General features: G+C 61.3%; 7 protein-coding genes, 2 pseudogenes and 1 CRISPR repeat array. Of the genes and pseudogenes, 3 read left to right on the top strand and 6 right to left on the bottom strand.

Annotated elements, in window-relative coordinates; genetic code table 11:
- Position 1: 1 nt before the first annotated feature.
- Positions 2–755: pseudogene (locus tag shn_RS34880) on the top strand (IS5 family transposase).
- Between the two features lie 53 nt (positions 756–808).
- A CRISPR array of direct repeats spans positions 809–1,834; the repeat unit is 36 nt; unit sequence GTTGCGGTTGGCCTGCGATTTCTGAACTGCTAGGCT.
- A gap of 72 nt (positions 1,835–1,906) precedes the next feature.
- Here the strand turns inward: shn_RS34880 and cas2 are convergent.
- Genes cas2 through cas9 form a run of 3 tightly spaced genes read right to left on the bottom strand, consistent with a single transcriptional unit; the run spans position 1,907 to position 6,563 of the window.
- Positions 1,907–2,281: a CRISPR-associated endonuclease Cas2 gene (gene cas2 / locus shn_RS04660; protein WP_245337367.1), complete on the bottom strand. Its 375-nt coding sequence runs from the start codon at positions 2,279–2,281 to the stop codon at positions 1,907–1,909.
- Complete coding sequence (cas1, locus tag shn_RS04655) at positions 2,278–3,204, bottom strand: type II CRISPR-associated endonuclease Cas1 (protein WP_064329369.1); 927 nt, start codon at positions 3,202–3,204, stop codon at positions 2,278–2,280. Before cas1 ends, cas2 begins: the two co-directional genes overlap by 4 nt.
- Before the next feature lie 53 nt (positions 3,205–3,257).
- Positions 3,258–6,563 carry a type II CRISPR RNA-guided endonuclease Cas9 gene (gene cas9, locus shn_RS04650; protein WP_064329368.1) on the bottom strand — a complete coding sequence of 1,102 codons (3,306 nt, stop codon included), beginning with the start codon at positions 6,561–6,563 and terminating at the stop codon, positions 3,258–3,260.
- A 671-nt stretch (positions 6,564–7,234) separates the two neighbouring features.
- On the opposite strand from cas9, the gene shn_RS04645 reads away from it, so the two are divergent.
- A complete protein-coding gene (locus shn_RS04645) occupies positions 7,235–13,225 on the top strand; it encodes a DUF3320 domain-containing protein (protein WP_084437761.1) in 5,991 nt (1,996 codons plus the stop codon).
- A 25-nt stretch (positions 13,226–13,250) separates the two neighbouring features.
- Positions 13,251–13,577, top strand: a pseudogene (locus shn_RS34875) (transposase); the annotation flags it as partial.
- A 75-nt stretch (positions 13,578–13,652) separates the two neighbouring features.
- On the opposite strand, the gene shn_RS04640 reads toward shn_RS34875, so the two are convergent.
- Genes shn_RS04640 through hchA form a run of 3 tightly spaced genes read right to left on the bottom strand, consistent with a single transcriptional unit; the run spans position 13,653 to position 16,051 of the window.
- Positions 13,653–14,426, bottom strand: a complete 774-nt coding sequence (locus shn_RS04640; RefSeq protein ID WP_064329367.1) for an SDR family oxidoreductase — start codon at positions 14,424–14,426, stop codon at positions 13,653–13,655.
- 26 nt (positions 14,427–14,452) lie between these two features.
- On the bottom strand, positions 14,453–15,163 hold the full coding sequence (locus tag shn_RS04635) for a PA1136 family autoinducer-binding transcriptional regulator (RefSeq protein ID WP_064329366.1): 711 nt from the start codon (positions 15,161–15,163) through the stop codon (positions 14,453–14,455).
- A 6-nt stretch (positions 15,164–15,169) separates the two neighbouring features.
- Complete coding sequence (gene hchA / locus shn_RS04630; RefSeq protein WP_064329365.1) at positions 15,170–16,051, bottom strand: glyoxalase III HchA; 882 nt, start codon at positions 16,049–16,051, stop codon at positions 15,170–15,172.
- Between the last annotated feature and the right edge of the window lie 62 nt (positions 16,052–16,113).

Raw genomic sequence — 16,113 nt, 5'->3', positions numbered from 1 at the left:
GATGGATGATCTGTTTCTGCTGAGCGAGCGCCAGATGGCGCGGATCGAGCCGCATTTTCCCTTGGCGCATGGTGTTCCCCGCGTCGATGATCGCAGGGTAATCAGCGGCATCGTCTACGTCATCAAGCACGGTCTGCAATGGAAGGATGCGCCAAAGGGCTACGGACCGCACAAGACGCTCTATAATCGCTTCATCCGCTGGAGCCGGCTGGGTGATTCGACCGCATCTTTGTGGCCCTGTCCGGTAACGGTCCGAAGCCCGAACGCATCATGATCGACGCCACACACCTGAAAGCGCATCGAACTGCGGCGAGTCTGCTTAAAAAAGGGATGTTCCCCGTCGTATCGGGCGGACCAAAGGCGGGTTGAACTCCAAATTGCATGCCGTCTGCGATGGTCAAGGCCGCCCGATCATCCTGCCGCTCAATGAAGGTCAGATGAGCGACCACACAGGCGCACGCCTCGTCCTGGATACCTTGCCGCCGGCCAAAACGCTGATTGCCGACAGAGGATATGACAGCATACCATTCCGGCAGGCCCTGCAGGCAAAGGGTATCGAACCCTGTATTCCCTCCAGCCGCAGCAGGAAGACACCATATCCCTACGACAAGGCGCTCTATCGACAGCGCCACAAGGTGGAGAACCTCTTCGCAAAGCTCAAAGACTGGCGGCGCATTGCAACTCGGTACGACCGATGCGCACATACGTTCTTTTCAGCCATATGCATCGCTGCAACAAACATCTTCTGGATCTAATCAATGAGTCCTGAGCCTAGGCTCAGCGCCGAGAGATTCACGGATTGGCGCAGGTTGCGGTTGGCCTGCGATTTCTGAACTGCTTGGCTCCGGCCGACACGCCCCTGCGCGAGATCGTCGTTGCGGTTGGCCTGCGATTTCTGAACTGCTAGGCTATTTTGGCAGAACTCGACGGTACTCATTTTGTTGCGGTTGGCCTGCGATTTCTGAACTGCTAGGCTGTGCTCCCAGAAGGCCGCGCCCTCATTGTTGTTGCGGTTGGCCTGCGATTTCTGAACTGCTAGGCTGCACCAGGAGAGACTATCAATGAAAACCCGGTTGCGGTTGGCCTGCGATTTCTGAACTGCTAGGCTCCAGTTGCGCGTCCCAGTGACGTTCACCTTGTTGCGGTTGGCCTGCGATTTCTGAACTGCTAGGCTGTAAACAAAGCCCTTTTCCTCGATCTGACAGTTGCGGTTGGCCTGCGATTTCTGAACTGCTAGGCTAAGGGCCAGCCTATTGGCGATGGTGGAACCGTTGCGGTTGGCCTGCGATTTCTGAACTGCTAGGCTCGAGGGCCGCAGCGATTGCTCGCTCGCCCGGTTGCGGTTGGCCTGCGATTTCTGAACTGCTAGGCTGATTTCGCCGCCGAGGAGGCCCCCGTCCTTGTTGCGGTTGGCCTGCGATTTCTGAACTGCTAGGCTGCAGTCTCAGGCGAACCTTCAGAGCGAAGTGTTGCGGTTGGCCTGCGATTTCTGAACTGCTAGGCTTTAGGAGACAGCATGTTCAGCCTTTCCACCGTTGCGGTTGGCCTGCGATTTCTGAACTGCTAGGCTCCCGCTGCTCGAATACGCACGCGCCAGCATGTTGCGGTTGGCCTGCGATTTCTGAACTGCTAGGCTCCCCGCCCGTGTCCGTGCTTGTGGCGGGGAGTTGCGGTTGGCCTGCGATTTCTGAACTGCTAGGCTTGACCGCCCCGCCACGGGGCGGCATCCGAAGTTGCGGTTGGCCTGCGATTTCTGAACTGCTAGGCTCGCCGTATCCAGGCGCTCGAAGGCGAGTTGGTTGCGGTTGGCCTGCGATTTCTGAACTGCTAGGCTCGATATTGCCCCAAGCCCCTGTTTCGACAGTGGTTTTGGGGCTTTATCGCGCCATGAAATGGTCCGCGAACACTAGAATAGAGCAATCTGCTCGGGATTTTTCTTTCGGGTACGGCGGCTTTGATCGCTGAATCGGACGATATTTTCATACTGCCTGTCCGTAAATTGAAAGATGAAAACATCGCCCCGCTCCGGGAGGTTGGATCCGATTCGCCGTGTGTAGGTTTCAAACTGTTCCTGCCCATTCACCAAGCGAAGGTAATTCGAAAGCTGGCTCATCTCAAAGCCCTGATCAAGCAGGAACTGGCGAAATTTCGTGGCTTCGGCGCGGTGTCTCTTCGTATCCACCGGCAGATCGAACGTGACGAGCATCCACATCATCCGATAAGCGGACATGAAGGATGGATTGGTCCGCTCTCCCCGTTTTTCCGTATGGAGCGTTGTCATGGCGTCCCGCCCTGCCGTGCAAGGCCGGATAACGTCAGCGGGTCCAGTGGCGAAGGCAGCTCCAGGCCCTCGTCCTCCTTGTCGAAAAGCGCCGCCAATTGCTGTGCAAGTCGCGTTGCATGCACATGCAGCGGGCTCATGCCGTGCGGCGCCGGCAGATCCAGCGCCGTCAATGTCACCAGCGCGGTCTTCGCTTTGGGCGAAACCTCTCGCAACCCGTCCTGCACGAGATTGTAGACGGCCCTGTCGATGATCGGTCGATAAGGCTCCATCAGGTCGTCCGCCAGGGCAAAGGCATTGGCGCGGTTGGAGTGATGAAGCCCAATCGAGGGATGCAGACCGGCGGCGCAGATGGCCCGGCTGATGATCGCGCGCAGCACCGTGTAGCCGTAATTCAAGAGTGCATTGATGCCTTCGCCGTCCTGATCGCGCCGGAAATCCGGCCCCATGAACGCCTGCCAGTAGCGCCGCGCCGCCTGCGCTTCCACATTGTCCGGATCGCCGGAGCGGACCTTGCGGGCGAGCATGTCGAATGCACCGGCCTCCGCCCCGACCGATGCCAGCACCGCGCCCTGCATCCGGATCTTCGCGACCACGATGTCGCGCCAGATGCGCTTGGCCAAAGGCCGCGACGCGTCCACCTGGGCGTTCAGCCGCCTGCCCTGCAGATGATTGCCCTGCAGCGGCCAGACACAGGCTATCGGCGCATGGTTCGCCGCGCACAGCACAACCGGCACCGCCCGCTCCGAGAGGCGGACGAAGACCGTATTTGACCATGTCAGCCCGTGCGCATGGGCGATAACGCCGCCGATGTCATCAAGCGCTACGCGGCCCATCTCCTCCCGGTCCTTCGACACGGTAAGGAAACCACGATGAACGGCCACATGCAGGCCATCAGAGGAAAGATCAACCACACGCTGCATGTTGAGAGGCTAACTCAATCGCGCGCCTGCGTCCGGCAAATCTTAATCCTTGGTTAACCGTCCTGCCTCTCCCACCACGGACCGGGATCGAACACCTGGCCGATCTCATCGATGCGGACCTGCCGCGGCCGGTATTTTTTCAATGGGTTGGGCATCGGGCGAAGCGGCTTGTAGGTTTTTTCCTTTTCCCGCCTGTCGAGATTGCCCGCCTCGTTGTGCGGATCGAGGTAAAGCTGCTTGTTGCGCTGGTCGAACTTGCGGACGATGGCGATGATACGCTGCCCGCTGACAGGGTCGTTGTAGGCGATCATATCCCCCTTCTTCAGGCTCATGATCTTGCGGGCATTGTGGTTTTCGAGCCGCATGCGGGGCACGAAACCGGGCCGGTGCGCATCGAAGGTCGTCACCACTTCGGCATCCCATCTGCCGTCAGCCAGTTCCCAGACATCGAAGCGATCGTTGCCGCCCGGCAGATAGCCCTTCTTGTGCCGCCCGTCGCCATGCGTGATCCAGACGGGATTCGCCACTTCGGTGATGCGGACGTGGCGGATACCCCTGAATTTCGCATCGCCCTTGACGAAATCCAGCACCGCCTGTTCGAACGCCTTGCCCTCCAGCCCGCGTGTCGCTTCGTAAAGCCGGTCCCTGAGCTCGGAATGGCCGTGCGCGTTGGTCCTGATCTTCCTGATATCGGCCGGGCTCCTGATATCGGTGACGGCAATGCGGCGCACGACGATATCGTTGCCGCTGGCGTCCTTTTCGCCGGTGTGCCCGTAGGCGGTATCGTTGTGCAGCTTGCCCGCCGTCTGCCCGCGACCCTTTGCATAGCCTTCGCGGCCCACCGTGCCGTGATCCGGCTTGTGGCTGACGACGATGGCGCCCACCGCCGCACGGACATCCTCGCGGAAGCCGGACCAGGGCGGATCGATCCGCTCGACGACACGCTCGGCCCCGCGCTCCTCGGCCGCCGCGGACGCCGTCGCCAGCCGCTGGATGAGTGCGCGCGAGGTGCAGGCGATGACGATGGCATCAATGGCGTGGTGGCGATGATCCAGACGGTTCTTCGGCTTGGCCACGTCACCGCCGATGAGATTATGGTCATGCAACAATTCGTTGAGACCCCACTGACGGCGCAGCATCTCGGTCATCCGCCCGGGCAAGGCACGCACACGGGCATGGCGCTTGTAGATACCGTCGAGGTCCACTTCTTCGTAATCGTAGAGATGGGCAAGATAGGTCAGCGCCAGCCGGGAAATATACTGCATGTCGGTCAATTGCCGGGCGAGGAAACCTTCCTCCTCGCCGAAGCGCGTCATGGCGTCTTCGGCAAAGCGCCATTGCTTGTTCTTCGGCAGCGTCGTGGCGCGCGCCAGGATCTCGCCATAGCGACTGCGCCATTGCGGCACGCGCGACGGAGGCCGGTTCTTCTTCTCGCGATTGCAGGAGGTGCAGCACAGGATCCGGTTCGCCTTGCTGTCGTCCAGCGTCTTCGAGTAGGGCAGGATGTGATCGATATCCGTCTCGCCGTTGAAGAGCATGTGGCCGGCGATGGCCTTGCCGCAATAGATGCAGACACGGTTTTCCGGCTTCTGGTTCAGATCCTCCCACAATTCCAGCCGGAGACGATTGTAACCGGTGTCCAACTGCCGGAAGGTCTCGGTCAGCTTCACCCCTCGTTCGATCGCCGCTTTCGTGTTCCGCCCGATCCGGCGGTTGACCTCGTCGCGCTCCCTGTCGTTCATCTTCAGGTCGCGGCCCACCTCGATGGCGATCCGGTCCGGCTTGCCATACGTCCGGATCAGCGCGTTGACCACACGGCGCAACTGGTTGAGCGCGATGTGGACCGTGGGATTGGTGATGCGGCCCATGAAATCGTCATAGGGATCGTCGGGCTCGCCCGTTCCCGGAGGAATGTGGCGCGCCAGAACCTCCTGATATTTCGGCAGTTCATCCACGCCCTTGCGGTCGGGATCGGCTTCAGAATTGGTGCGGCCGTAAACCCGCTTCGCTGCCTCGGCCTCGGTGATGACGAAGCCGCCCTCGCCCACTTCGTTTTCCAGCGCATCGATGAGCGCGGTCAGTGCGGATTGCCCCAGCCTGCCGAAACCGTCCGGCACCGGTGTGTCGGCCACCGCCCGGGCATGAACCTCATCCAGCCCCGTCTCCGCTTTCAGCCAGTTCATGAGGGTTTTGTAGTCAGGCTCGGTGCGCAGTCTCTCGGTGATTGCCGCCTGCATCTCCACCGGCAGGTCCGCCCAGCGGTTACCGAAGCATTCCGGGCGCGACATGCGAAAATAGATCACGTCGCCTTCGAGATCGCTGCGGTTGTCGGTCTCCTTGTTGAAGCGCACTTCCCGCCCGAGCTTCAGCGTGCTCCGCAACTTCGAGAAGGGCACCTTGCCCTGTTTGGTGAGGCTCGTGCGCAACTGAAGTGCCAGGGCATTGCGCTGCTCCGGCGTCAGCTTGATGTGTTTCTGGTCCTCCCCGACGATTTCCAGTTCGTTGAGTTCCTTGAGCAGCCGGAATTTCTGGAACAGGGGATGCGCCTTCGCCAACCGCTCCTCCAGCGGATTGTAGGAGCATTTCCCCGGTTTCACCGGCCTTAGCGGACGCTGGTGGAAGACCACCTCGCGCAGCTCCCGGATTGCCGTATCGGTGAGTAGGTCGGTATGGAAAAGCGTCTGGCGAGCCATGATCCGGTCGAATTCGCGCTCAAGCGCACCACGCGAGGGATAGAAGGCGTAACCTTCCCCATCAGGCGCGATACGGGCACGAACCGGCAGGCCTTGCAGCCGGCGCATGTGCAGCCATTCGCCGATGGTCCGCGCGCCCGCCTCCGCCATCTTTTCATCGAGCGCGCGCATCCCCTCGGAGATCACGCCCTGTTCAGGGTCGTTGCTGTCGGCCTTGCGGTTGCTCTTGAAGCCGCGGCGCTGGTTGAGGTGGAAAATCGCGCGGCCGATCTCATAGGGCGACAGCGCCTCGTCCAGCGCCCGCGCGCGCAATGCATAGACGGATGACGAGAGGTCGCCCGTCTTCCCATCGCCATGGTTCTTAACCAGCTCTGCGCGAGCGGCCTTGTCGGCGGGCATCAGCCCGAGATCGACGAGAAGGTCGACAAGGCGCTGCCGCCGCTTCAGATAGCGATCCCGCCGGCGCCTTGACCCACGCGCCTGACGCCGCGCCACTGCGAGAGATGCTTTCGACTGCGGATCGCGCCCCGCCATTTCGGATTGGGAGAAGATTCGGACACCGCTGGCAACGATGCTGCCTTCACTATATTTTGTGGGCTCATCGCGAGTTTCGACAATTGCCCATCCGAGCGAATTTGTACCGAGATCAAGACCAAGTGTTTTCATGTCATCTTCCGCAGCCTCCTAGCTCATTAAAAATCGCCAAAAATAAGATTTGCCTGAAAGTATGTGAAAGATAATTACATAACCTACCTTGACGATATGATAAGAATCATGCACTTGTCAAACACGCTGAGTGATTTACACCCTCCACCTAGAATCCAACCTAGGTGGAGGGTGTATAGAGATAAGCTACCCGCCATCTCGAAGGTTTGCCAGCCAGTCCTCACCGGTTCACCCCGGCGGGGCTCTATCAACAAAGTTCGGAAAATCAAAGATTTGCCGAAAGTATGTGGTTGCGGTTGGCCTGCGATTTCTGAACTGCTAGGTTCATGATTCTTATATGCTTGTCAAGCATAACCAGTTTGAGACGCTCGGAATAAGGCATTGCTATAGTTCCACTTTCATGATTTCATACAGCAGTTCAGAAATCGCAGTCCAGCCGTTTCAACAAGCTGAGATATGCACCAGATAAGGCGTCCGCTTCGGCGGACGCTTTTTCATTTGCGATGTAAAAATCCCTCTTCATGGTGGATCACCATCAGGTCAACGTGACGTGATACGCGTTGCCAATCCAAGCAGATAAGAGAATTTCTGCCCAAAATCAACTATCACGAGTAGAAAGTCCTTCTTCGCGGTAAAAAACAACGCTAGTCTCTCGGCGGGGAGACACACCGATGCAGATGGCAGAAGACAATAGTCCGGAACAATACGATGCCGGCATCAGCAACACCCGCGAAAGGCCGGTGGTCGTTGCCGATATCGCCGCGAGCTTCACTTACGCATCCTATCAGAATGCCATACCGGTCATCCGCTCTATTCTGATCGAGAACAACAGCGACAGGCACTTCGCCAACTGCAAGCTGGAATTGACCTCTTCCCCCTCATTCCTGAGGCCGAAAACATGGACGATCGACCGGCTCGTGCCGGGCGACAGGCTTGCGCTGAGCGACAGGAAAGTGGAACTCGACGCCAGCTATCTCGCCGGCCTCAACGAGGCGGAGCGCGGCGAGATCACGCTTCGCCTTTCCTCGGCGGGAAACGTCCTCGACGAACGGCACCTTCCCGTCAGGCTGCTCGCCCGGGACGAATGGGGCGGCGTCGCCGACATGGCGCAACTGCTTCCGGCCTTCGTCATGCCGAACGATCCGGGCGTGGCACCCATTCTGCGGACTGCGGCAGAGCGATTGGCCGCGCATGGATACCCGAGCGGTCTGGACGGCTACCAGTCCGAGAGCCCGCAGCGGGCCTACCTGCTCGCCGCCGCCATCTACTCGGCAATTGCCGGCATGGCGCTGCATTATGCGGAACCGCCCGCCAGTTTCGAAAGCCGCGGCCAGAAGATCAGGCGCCCGAGCACGATCGCCGAGGAGCGGCTGGCGACCTGCCTCGACACCACGCTTCTTTTCGCCGCCGCCCTGGAAGCTGCCGGATTGTATCCTGTCCTTCTGATGTTCCAGGGGCATGCGTCAGCCGGTGTGTGGCTGGCCAGGAGAACCCTCGCCAACGCGATCGAGACGGACCAGATGGAGGTCCGCAAGGCGCTCGCATCCCGCGAGCTGATCGTCTTCGAAACGACCGGCGTGACACATCGCCCCGCCATGACGATGGAGAACGCGCAGCGGATCCTCGACAACCGCCTCAGCGAAAAGGAGGCTCACGCCTTTGTGGCGGCGATCGATGTCCGGCGGTCACGGAGCGGCGGGATCATGCCGCTTGCCTCGCACGAGCCGATCCGCCGCGCTGTTCCCGATGAGGAAATGGCGCCCGTTGCGGACCTGCCTCTGCCCGCGGCGCCATCCTTCGGCGAATTGCCGGTCGAAACCATCGAGGTGAAGCCGACCACCGCTGCCGGCCGCATCGACCGGTGGCAGAAGAAACTGCTCGATCTTACGCTTCGCAACCGGCTCCTCAATTTTCCGGATTCGAGGAAGACGATCCCGTTTCTCTGCACGGACGTCGCCTACCTCGAGGATCGGCTGGCGGGCGGTGGTGCAATCCGCATCATATCTCTTCCCGAGCAAAATCCACTCGGCGAGCGCGACGCCGCGCTTTATCGCGACGTCCACGGCAAGGACCTGCAACGCGGCTTCGCAGCCGAAGCGCTGCTCAGGGACGAACTCCCCTCGACGCTCGGTGCATCCGAGCTTGAGGCACGGCTGATCGACCTTTACCGGCAGGTCCGAAACGACTTTGCCGAGGGCGGCGCAAACACCCTGTTCCTCGCCGTCGGCTTTCTGCGCTGGAAGAAGAAGCCGGAAGACGATCGCAGCTACCGGGCTCCTCTTCTGCTGGTCCCGGTAAAGCTCGAGCGCCGCAGCGCCAGCTCGCGTTTCACGGTCCGTTTTCATGAGGACGAGCCGCGCTTCAACGCCACGCTCCTGCAGTTCCTGGAGCGCGATTTCGATCTGACGCTTCCGCAATTCGCAGGAGACCTCCCGCTCGACGACAACGGTATCGACGTTCCGCGCCTTCTTGCCATGATGCGCCAGGCGATCCGCGACGTTCCGGGCATGGAGGTCGTCGATGAAACCGCGTTGTCGACCTTCTCCTTCGCAAAGTTTCTCATGTGGAAGGACCTGGTGGAGCGGACAGAGGCGCTCCGCGCGAACAAGGTCGTCCGCCACCTGATCGACACGCCCGAGCAGGCGTTCCAGGCAGGCGACGGACAGCCGTCGTTTCGCGAGGAACGCGAGCTCGATCGCGCCTATGCGCCGTCCGACCTCATCTGCCTTCTTCCATCGGATTCGTCGCAGATGGCGGCAAGCCTTGCCGCCGCCGAAGGGCGGGACTTCGTCATCGTCGGCCCACCGGGCACCGGCAAGAGCCAGACCATCGCCAACATGATCGCCAATTGCCTGGCTGTGGGAAAGACGGTCCTGTTCGTCGCCGAGAAGACGGCTGCGCTCGATGTCGTCTATCGGCGATTGCGCGAACATGGCCTCGCAAATCACTGCATCGAGTTGCATTCGAACAAGGCCGACCGCCGCCATTTCCTGGGACAGCTCAAGGCGGCCTGGGAACAGGGCGGCGGGATCGATGCATCCGAATGGGTGGCGGTCAACGAGCGCCTTCGGCTGCGCCGCGACGAGTTGAATGCCTATGTCGAGGCCTTGCACAAGCGCTACCCGAATGGATGGACGCCCTATCTGGCACTCGGAATCGCTTTGAAGGCTGCGGAGAACCCTGCACCAGGCCTTGCATGGCCGGAGCGGGATGCCCATGACGCGCAAACGCTCCAGGATCTGGAAGAGCTTGCCGGCGAGCTCGGCCTCGTTTTCGCTTCCGTCGAACGGCAGCCGGTGCTGGATCTTGTCGATGTCGGTGACTGGAGCTCCGGCTGGCAGGAAAGCCTGCTCGCGGCGGCGCAATCCCTGAAAGATGCGGCCGAGGCGGTGAGGACCGCTGTCGAGGCCTATCTGGCAAGCCTTGGCCTCGGGTCGCAAGGCCGATCTTCACAAGCCGAAATCCAGGGGCTGACCAACCTCGCGAGGGTGGTGCGGAAATGCCGGGGCCGCGACATCACCATCGCCTTCGATCGGGAGCTTCCGCAATGCGCCGGCGCGTTGGAGACGCTTGCGAATTCCATCAAGAGCTACCGCGAGGCAGAGCGCGGACTTTCCGCCGCCTACGCCGTGACCGCAGTGCGCGACCTCGATCCCGATGCGCTGGACCGTCAATGGCGGGAGGCGAACGCCTCGTTCTGGCCCACGTCTGCGCTTGGCAAGCGCAAGGTCCAGAAGTTGCTGCAAGGCTACGCTGATGGAGGAACAGCAGAGCCGGAACGGGATATTCCGCTGTTGCGCCGCATGAAGGAATGCCTTTCGGCGATCGATCGGAATCAATTGACGGGGAAACCTCTGCCGATCGACGGTCTGGCGACGGACGTCGTCGCCATCACGGAAATCCTCGAACTCGCATGGGAATTCCGCGCCACCGTTCCGATCCCGGGGCGCGGCCAGGAAGAGACACGATCGATGCTCCGTTCCGTTGCCCCATGCCTGCGCGGGACGTTCGAAAACGACAGGGTCCGGCAGACGGGAGACCGGCTTCTCACCGCGATCGAAGGCCTGCAGGCTGCACGTCAGCGCTTCCGCGAGATTGCCGGGCGAGAGATTTCAGCAGGATCGGACGGACCCGACCTTGTGACACTGAGCGAGGATATCGGTGCCCTCGTGAATGCGCGGCATCTTCTTCGCGACTGGTCGGCCTGGTGCCGCATCAGGCGCCGGGCGATGGCTTCCAGCCTTGCCCCTCTTGTCGAGCAGATCGAGAAGGGGGTGGTCCGCCCCGAGGAAGCGCGGTCGGCGTTTCGACTGGGATATGCCAGGTGGTGGCTTCCGAAGGTTCTCGACAGCGATCCTGTTTTGCGGGATTTCCGGCGGTTCCAGCACGAAAACGCCATCAAGGAATTCCGTGAGATCGACGATCTGGTGCGCTCGCACGCCACCCGCCGCGTGATCAGCGCGATCGCGCATGGACTGCCCGCCGTGCAGAGCGTTTCGCGCAACTCGGAACTCGGGCTGTTGCGCCACCAGATGGAACTGCAGCGGCCGAGCCAGTCGATACGCGACATGATCGGCAAGATGCCGCAGAGCTTTCCCAAGCTTGCGCCCTGCATGCTGATGTCACCGCTCTCCATCGCCCAGTATCTCCCGCCGGATCAGGCGCTGTTCGACGTGGTGATTTTCGACGAGGCGTCCCAGATCACCACCTGGGATGCCGTCGGCGCCATCGCGCGGGCACGCCAGACCGTCATCGTCGGCGACCCGAAACAATTGCCGCCGACGAACTTCTTCGGCCGCAACGAGGATGAGGACGAGATCGCCGATCACGAGAAGGATCTGGAGAGCATTCTGGACGAGGCGAAGGCGGCCGGCATTCCGGTACGCGATCTGAGATGGCACTATCGCAGCCGAAGCGAGTCGCTGATCGCCTTCTCCAATCACCACTACTACCAGAACCGTCTGGTGACGTTCCCCTCGCCCCTGGTCGAAGACCGCGCGGTGCGCCTGCATAAGGTGCCCGACGGTGTTTACGATCGCGGCAAGAGCCGGACGAACAGGATCGAAGCGGAAGCCGTCACGCGCGAAGCGGTTTGCCGCATGAAGGGCTGGTTGAGGCTGCCGGAAAAGGATCGCCCGACGCTCGGCATCATCACCTTCAACGCCCAGCAGCAATCGCTGATCCTGGACCTGCTCGACACGGCACGCCGGGACGATCCCGAGCTTGAATGGTTCTTCGCCGAAGAACGGGTCGAACAGACGATCGTCAAGAATCTGGAGAACGTGCAGGGCGACGAACGTGACGTCATCTTTTTCTCGATCACGTTCTGGAAGGATGCCGCCGGCAAGCTGACGATGGATTTCGGTGCGCTCAACCGCGACGGCGGCGAGCGGCGCCTCAACGTCGCCGTGACCCGCGCGCGCCAGGAACTGGTCGTCTTCTCCGGCTTTACGGCCGATCAGATCGATCCGGCGCGGACGAAGGCGCTGGCGGTGCAGCACCTGAAGACGTTTCTCGACTATGCCGAGCGCGGCGCGATCGCGCTGCCGGCCCAGGATATCGGATCGGTCGGCGGATTCGATTCTCCCTTCGAGGAAGCGGTCGCCGCGCAGCTTGAGCGACGCGGCTGGACGGTGGTGCCGCAGGTCGGGATTTCCGGTTTCCGGATCGACCTCGGCGTCCGCCACCCCGATCTTGCCGGCGCGTATCTCGCAGGCGTGGAATGCGACGGCGCCACCTATCACAGGTCGGCCACCGCACGGGATCGTGACAAGGTCCGCGAGCAGGTCCTGAAGGGGCTTGGCTGGAATATCCTGCGTGTCTGGTCGACGGACTGGTGGTTCGATGCCGCAGGCTGCGTGGAGCGGCTCCACGCCGGGCTGGAAAGTCTGCTGGAGGAAAGCAGGGCGCGCCGGGCCGCCGAAAAGGAGGACGTTGCCACCCACTGGGACATGGGACATGAGGTGGAGGGGATCGAGGAGATTCGCGATGATGGGGTCGTTCCTGCCGAGGAGATTGCGCCGCCGCCGGCAACCACTGAGACCGAACTCGTCTCGGCGGAAGCACCAATGGTCTCCCGTGGTATCGAAGGAGCAGCAATGCAGGCGCCCGCGTCTGCAACCGTGGTCGGTATCGTCGAGAAGCGACGATATCATGTCACCGATCTTTCCGGTTTTCCGGCCGATCCTGATCAGTTCTTCGAATTCGGCTACCGGGATATCTTGCGGCGGATGATCGAAGCCATCATCGAGACCGAAAGTCCCTTGCGCACCGACATCCTTGCCCAGCGGCTGGCCCGCGCCCACGGCTGGCTGCGGACAGGTGGACGAATCCGTGAACGGATAGACCTTCACTTGCGCGACCTGGACAGGACCGTGGAATCGAGCGGCGAGTTCATCTGGAAGAAAGGGACCGTGTCGGATATCCTTCCGTATCGGCAGCCCGCAAGCGAGGATGCGCGCAGGTCGATCGGAGACATCCCGCTCGCCGAGCTCACGGCCGTCGTGCTCGACAATCCCGACCTGCTGGACGAGCCCGACCCCGCGCGCGACCTGGCACGTCTCCTGGGCGTCGAGCGCCTCGCGGGCGTGTCTCGCGCCCGTCTCGACGAAGCGCTCGCAAAGGCCCGCCAGCATGCCGCGAACATTCGGCCGTCCGCATAAATCGTGTCCGTGAAAGCGAAGCGCTCACTACACCGCGCCTGGCAAGCCGATCCAGAAAGCCTTCATCGAGGGCTTCGTTGGGCGGCTGCGCGATGCGTTTTTGAACGAAACCCTATTCTCTTTCCGGCCGCAGGCTCGATCAGCGCTTTCAAACTGGCGCAGCGATTACCGACCACATTCAGGCATTGCTTGGCTGACACCTGCCGAGTTCGCTCAAACAATCAACCCGCGACGTGATGCGGTGCTGCGCAGCCGAAATGGCTCTGCACCGCAGCCCGCCGCTGCTGTCCCAAATACCGCTGGAGCGAACTCCAAACTGGATAAAACCTGGGGGCAAGGTCAATCGGCGTGAGAGAAGAGGGGAACACCGGACGCCGCTCGCCTCGTCGTGCCTTCCTCGCCACATGAGGCCTGCGAGGCGGGGCGCTCAGGCATGCCGCTCCCACACCGCCGCCTGCTCCTTCCTGACCATTTCCTCGGCGCTTGCCGGCCGAATGGTGCGATAGGCCGGCTTCTCTGCCTCGATCACGTCAATGATGGCCTGGATCATTTCGGCCGGATCATGCTGCCGGTCGAGTTCACGGACGGGCCAGTGCTCGACGACCCGCTCCCCCTGGTTCCACCATTGGTCCATGCTCTCCATGCCAGTGTCATTGAAGCCGGTGCGAAAGGCGCCGGGATTCACGGTCAAGACCTCGACGCCATAGGGCTTCAGTTCCTCGTGCATTGCGGAGCATACCCCCTCCACTGCGTGCTTGGAGGCCGCGTAGGCGCCGTCAAAGGGCACCTTGACCAGACCCGCCACAGAGGATGTCCAGACAATTCGACCGGAGCCGCGCTTCACCATGCTGCGCGCGAAGCCCTGCGCCAGCTCGAGGGCCGCAAAGACGTTGGTTTCGAAAACCGAGCGGAACACCGACATCGGGATTTCGACCATCGGTCCCGATTCCATGATGCCGGCATTGTTGAACAGGACATCGATCTCCCGTTCCAGCGCATTCTTGCGGTCAATCTCACTCAGGACATCGAGCTTGATGACCTGCATTCCGACACCCTCTGCCGCGGCGGCATTCCGCAATTCCGTAACCTGCGGCCAGATCTGGCATCCGGCAATCACATTGTGGCCACGCGAGGCGAGCCCCAATGCCACACCACGGCCGAAGCCGGACGCTGCTCCCGTCACCAATACCGTCTTAGCCATTTTACTGGTCTCCTTTGGTCTTCGTGTCAGCCCTCGATGTCGCCGTTGCGGATCGCTACCTTGATCGCCTGCGCTGTCGTCGCAACCCCAAGGCGCCGGCGTATTCGTCGCAGATGATTCTCGATCGTGCGTTCCGACAGGTCGAGCGTGGCGGCAATGTCGCTCTGGCGCCGCCCGGCGGCCGTCCATGCCAGGACCTCGCGCTCGCGATTCGAGAGCTTTCCGGTCACGCCGTCGGCAGGGGCTTCCAGCAATCGGCGGGCCGCGAGGAAGGCGGCAGAAGCTACGACTGCCAGCGCCAGGCGCGCTGGCGGGGATGCGTCGATGTGCTCGCCGCCGAGGCTCATCGCCCCTTCAAGGCCCGACGGGCCGAAGATCGGGATTTGCAGGCCATGAATGCCGCGACCGCGCGGCATGCGAACGACACGATAACGCTCGCCGCCTTCTTCCCTCGCCTTGGTCCAGAAGAACGGATCATGCGTTTCCAGCATATGCCGCGTGACCGGACAACGTCGAATATAGGTTTCGGCATCGACCGTCTCACCGTCGCCGAACCAATCGCCTTCGACCCAGTAGATCCGTTCGACCACATCGTCCCGCGCCGCCGATGCGGAGAACAGGACGAAGCGGTCGTAGCCCAACGGCCTGGCAAAGGAGCGGACCACATCCTCGATCGCCGAAGGGGTTTGGCTGCACTCGATATCAAGAGCGACACGGAACGTGGCATCTGCCTGCATGGAGGATCACCCCGCAGCCGCCTCTTTTAAGAGCGCCTCGGCCGCGAGCTTGCCGAGCGCATTGCCGGCAAGCGGACTGTCGCCGGTCAGCATCTTTCGGTCCTGATGGGTCGCGCCGGATATGCCCTGGTTTACGATCTCGATGCCCAGCGCCTTCAGTTTCTCGCCAAATTTCCAGGTCAGATGGCCCGGCATATAGCCGATGTCCGGAGTTTGCGCATCGAGATCGTCGGGAAAGGCACAAATCTTATAGCCATCGTAGATCGACCTGCCGCCCTTCATGTCGCCGAGGCCTACGGCGAGGAAAGCCGCCGGGCCGTGACACAGCGAGATGACGAACTTGTCCTTGGCAGCCGCCCATTCCAAAACGGTCTTCACATCCTCGCTCTCGGGCAGGCCAATCAGCGCGCCGTGGCCTCCGGGGATGAAGACAGCGATGTAATCGGATTCCTCGCCCAGTGCCGTTTCGATCACGTCGGCGAGCTTCAGCGGTTGCTTGAACTGAGCACGATACTTCGCAAACAGCCCCTTCACCTTTTCGTCTTCGGTCGGCATCGCCCAGAATTCGAACTTGACGGGGTTGCCGGACAGCGTCGCGACGTCGAATGAAAAGCCTGCCTTGTCGAGATGGTACATCGGCAACAATGTTTCGACGGGATGGTTGCCGGTTGAGAACATCGTGCCGTTATCGGTCAGAAGATAACGTTCATCGGCACCGATCATAAGGATCTTCCAGCGCCCGCCTGTATAAGGATCGGAATAGTTCGCACCGCTGAGGTCGGATTTCGGCGATGTGAACTGGCTCAGTGAATAAGGAGAGGGGAAAAACGCATTGTCCTCAGCAGGGTCCGGGGTTGGGCGCTTGTCGTCGGATTGCGGGTTGGCCATGGAGCCCTCCGTCGTTGGGATTGGTTATCGCACTGAATCTAGAAGGCAGCCACACAGTAGCA

This window comes from Shinella sp. HZN7, assembly GCF_001652565.1.
GTDB classification, from domain to species: Bacteria; Pseudomonadota; Alphaproteobacteria; order Rhizobiales; family Rhizobiaceae; genus Shinella; species Shinella granuli.
Note: the sequence above shows the minus strand (reverse complement) of the source record. Positions and strands in the feature narration are given on the sequence as shown.

What these genes read in the sequence shown, in the direction of transcription:
- shn_RS04645 (WP_084437761.1), top strand. Translation starts at nt 7,235, where the DNA reads ATGCAGATGGCAGAAGACAATAGTCCGGAACAATACGATGCCGGCATC.
- hchA (WP_064329365.1), bottom strand. Translation starts at nt 16,051, where the DNA reads ATGGCCAACCCGCAATCCGACGACAAGCGCCCAACCCCGGACCCTGCT.
- cas1 (WP_064329369.1), bottom strand. Translation starts at nt 3,204, where the DNA reads ATGCAGCGTGTGGTTGATCTTTCCTCTGATGGCCTGCATGTGGCCGTT.
- cas9 (WP_064329368.1), bottom strand. Translation starts at nt 6,563, where the DNA reads ATGAAAACACTTGGTCTTGATCTCGGTACAAATTCGCTCGGATGGGCA.
- cas2 (WP_245337367.1), bottom strand. Translation starts at nt 2,281, where the DNA reads ATGACAACGCTCCATACGGAAAAACGGGGAGAGCGGACCAATCCATCC.
- shn_RS04635 (WP_064329366.1), bottom strand. Translation starts at nt 15,163, where the DNA reads ATGCAGGCAGATGCCACGTTCCGTGTCGCTCTTGATATCGAGTGCAGC.
- shn_RS04640 (WP_064329367.1), bottom strand. Translation starts at nt 14,426, where the DNA reads ATGGCTAAGACGGTATTGGTGACGGGAGCAGCGTCCGGCTTCGGCCGT.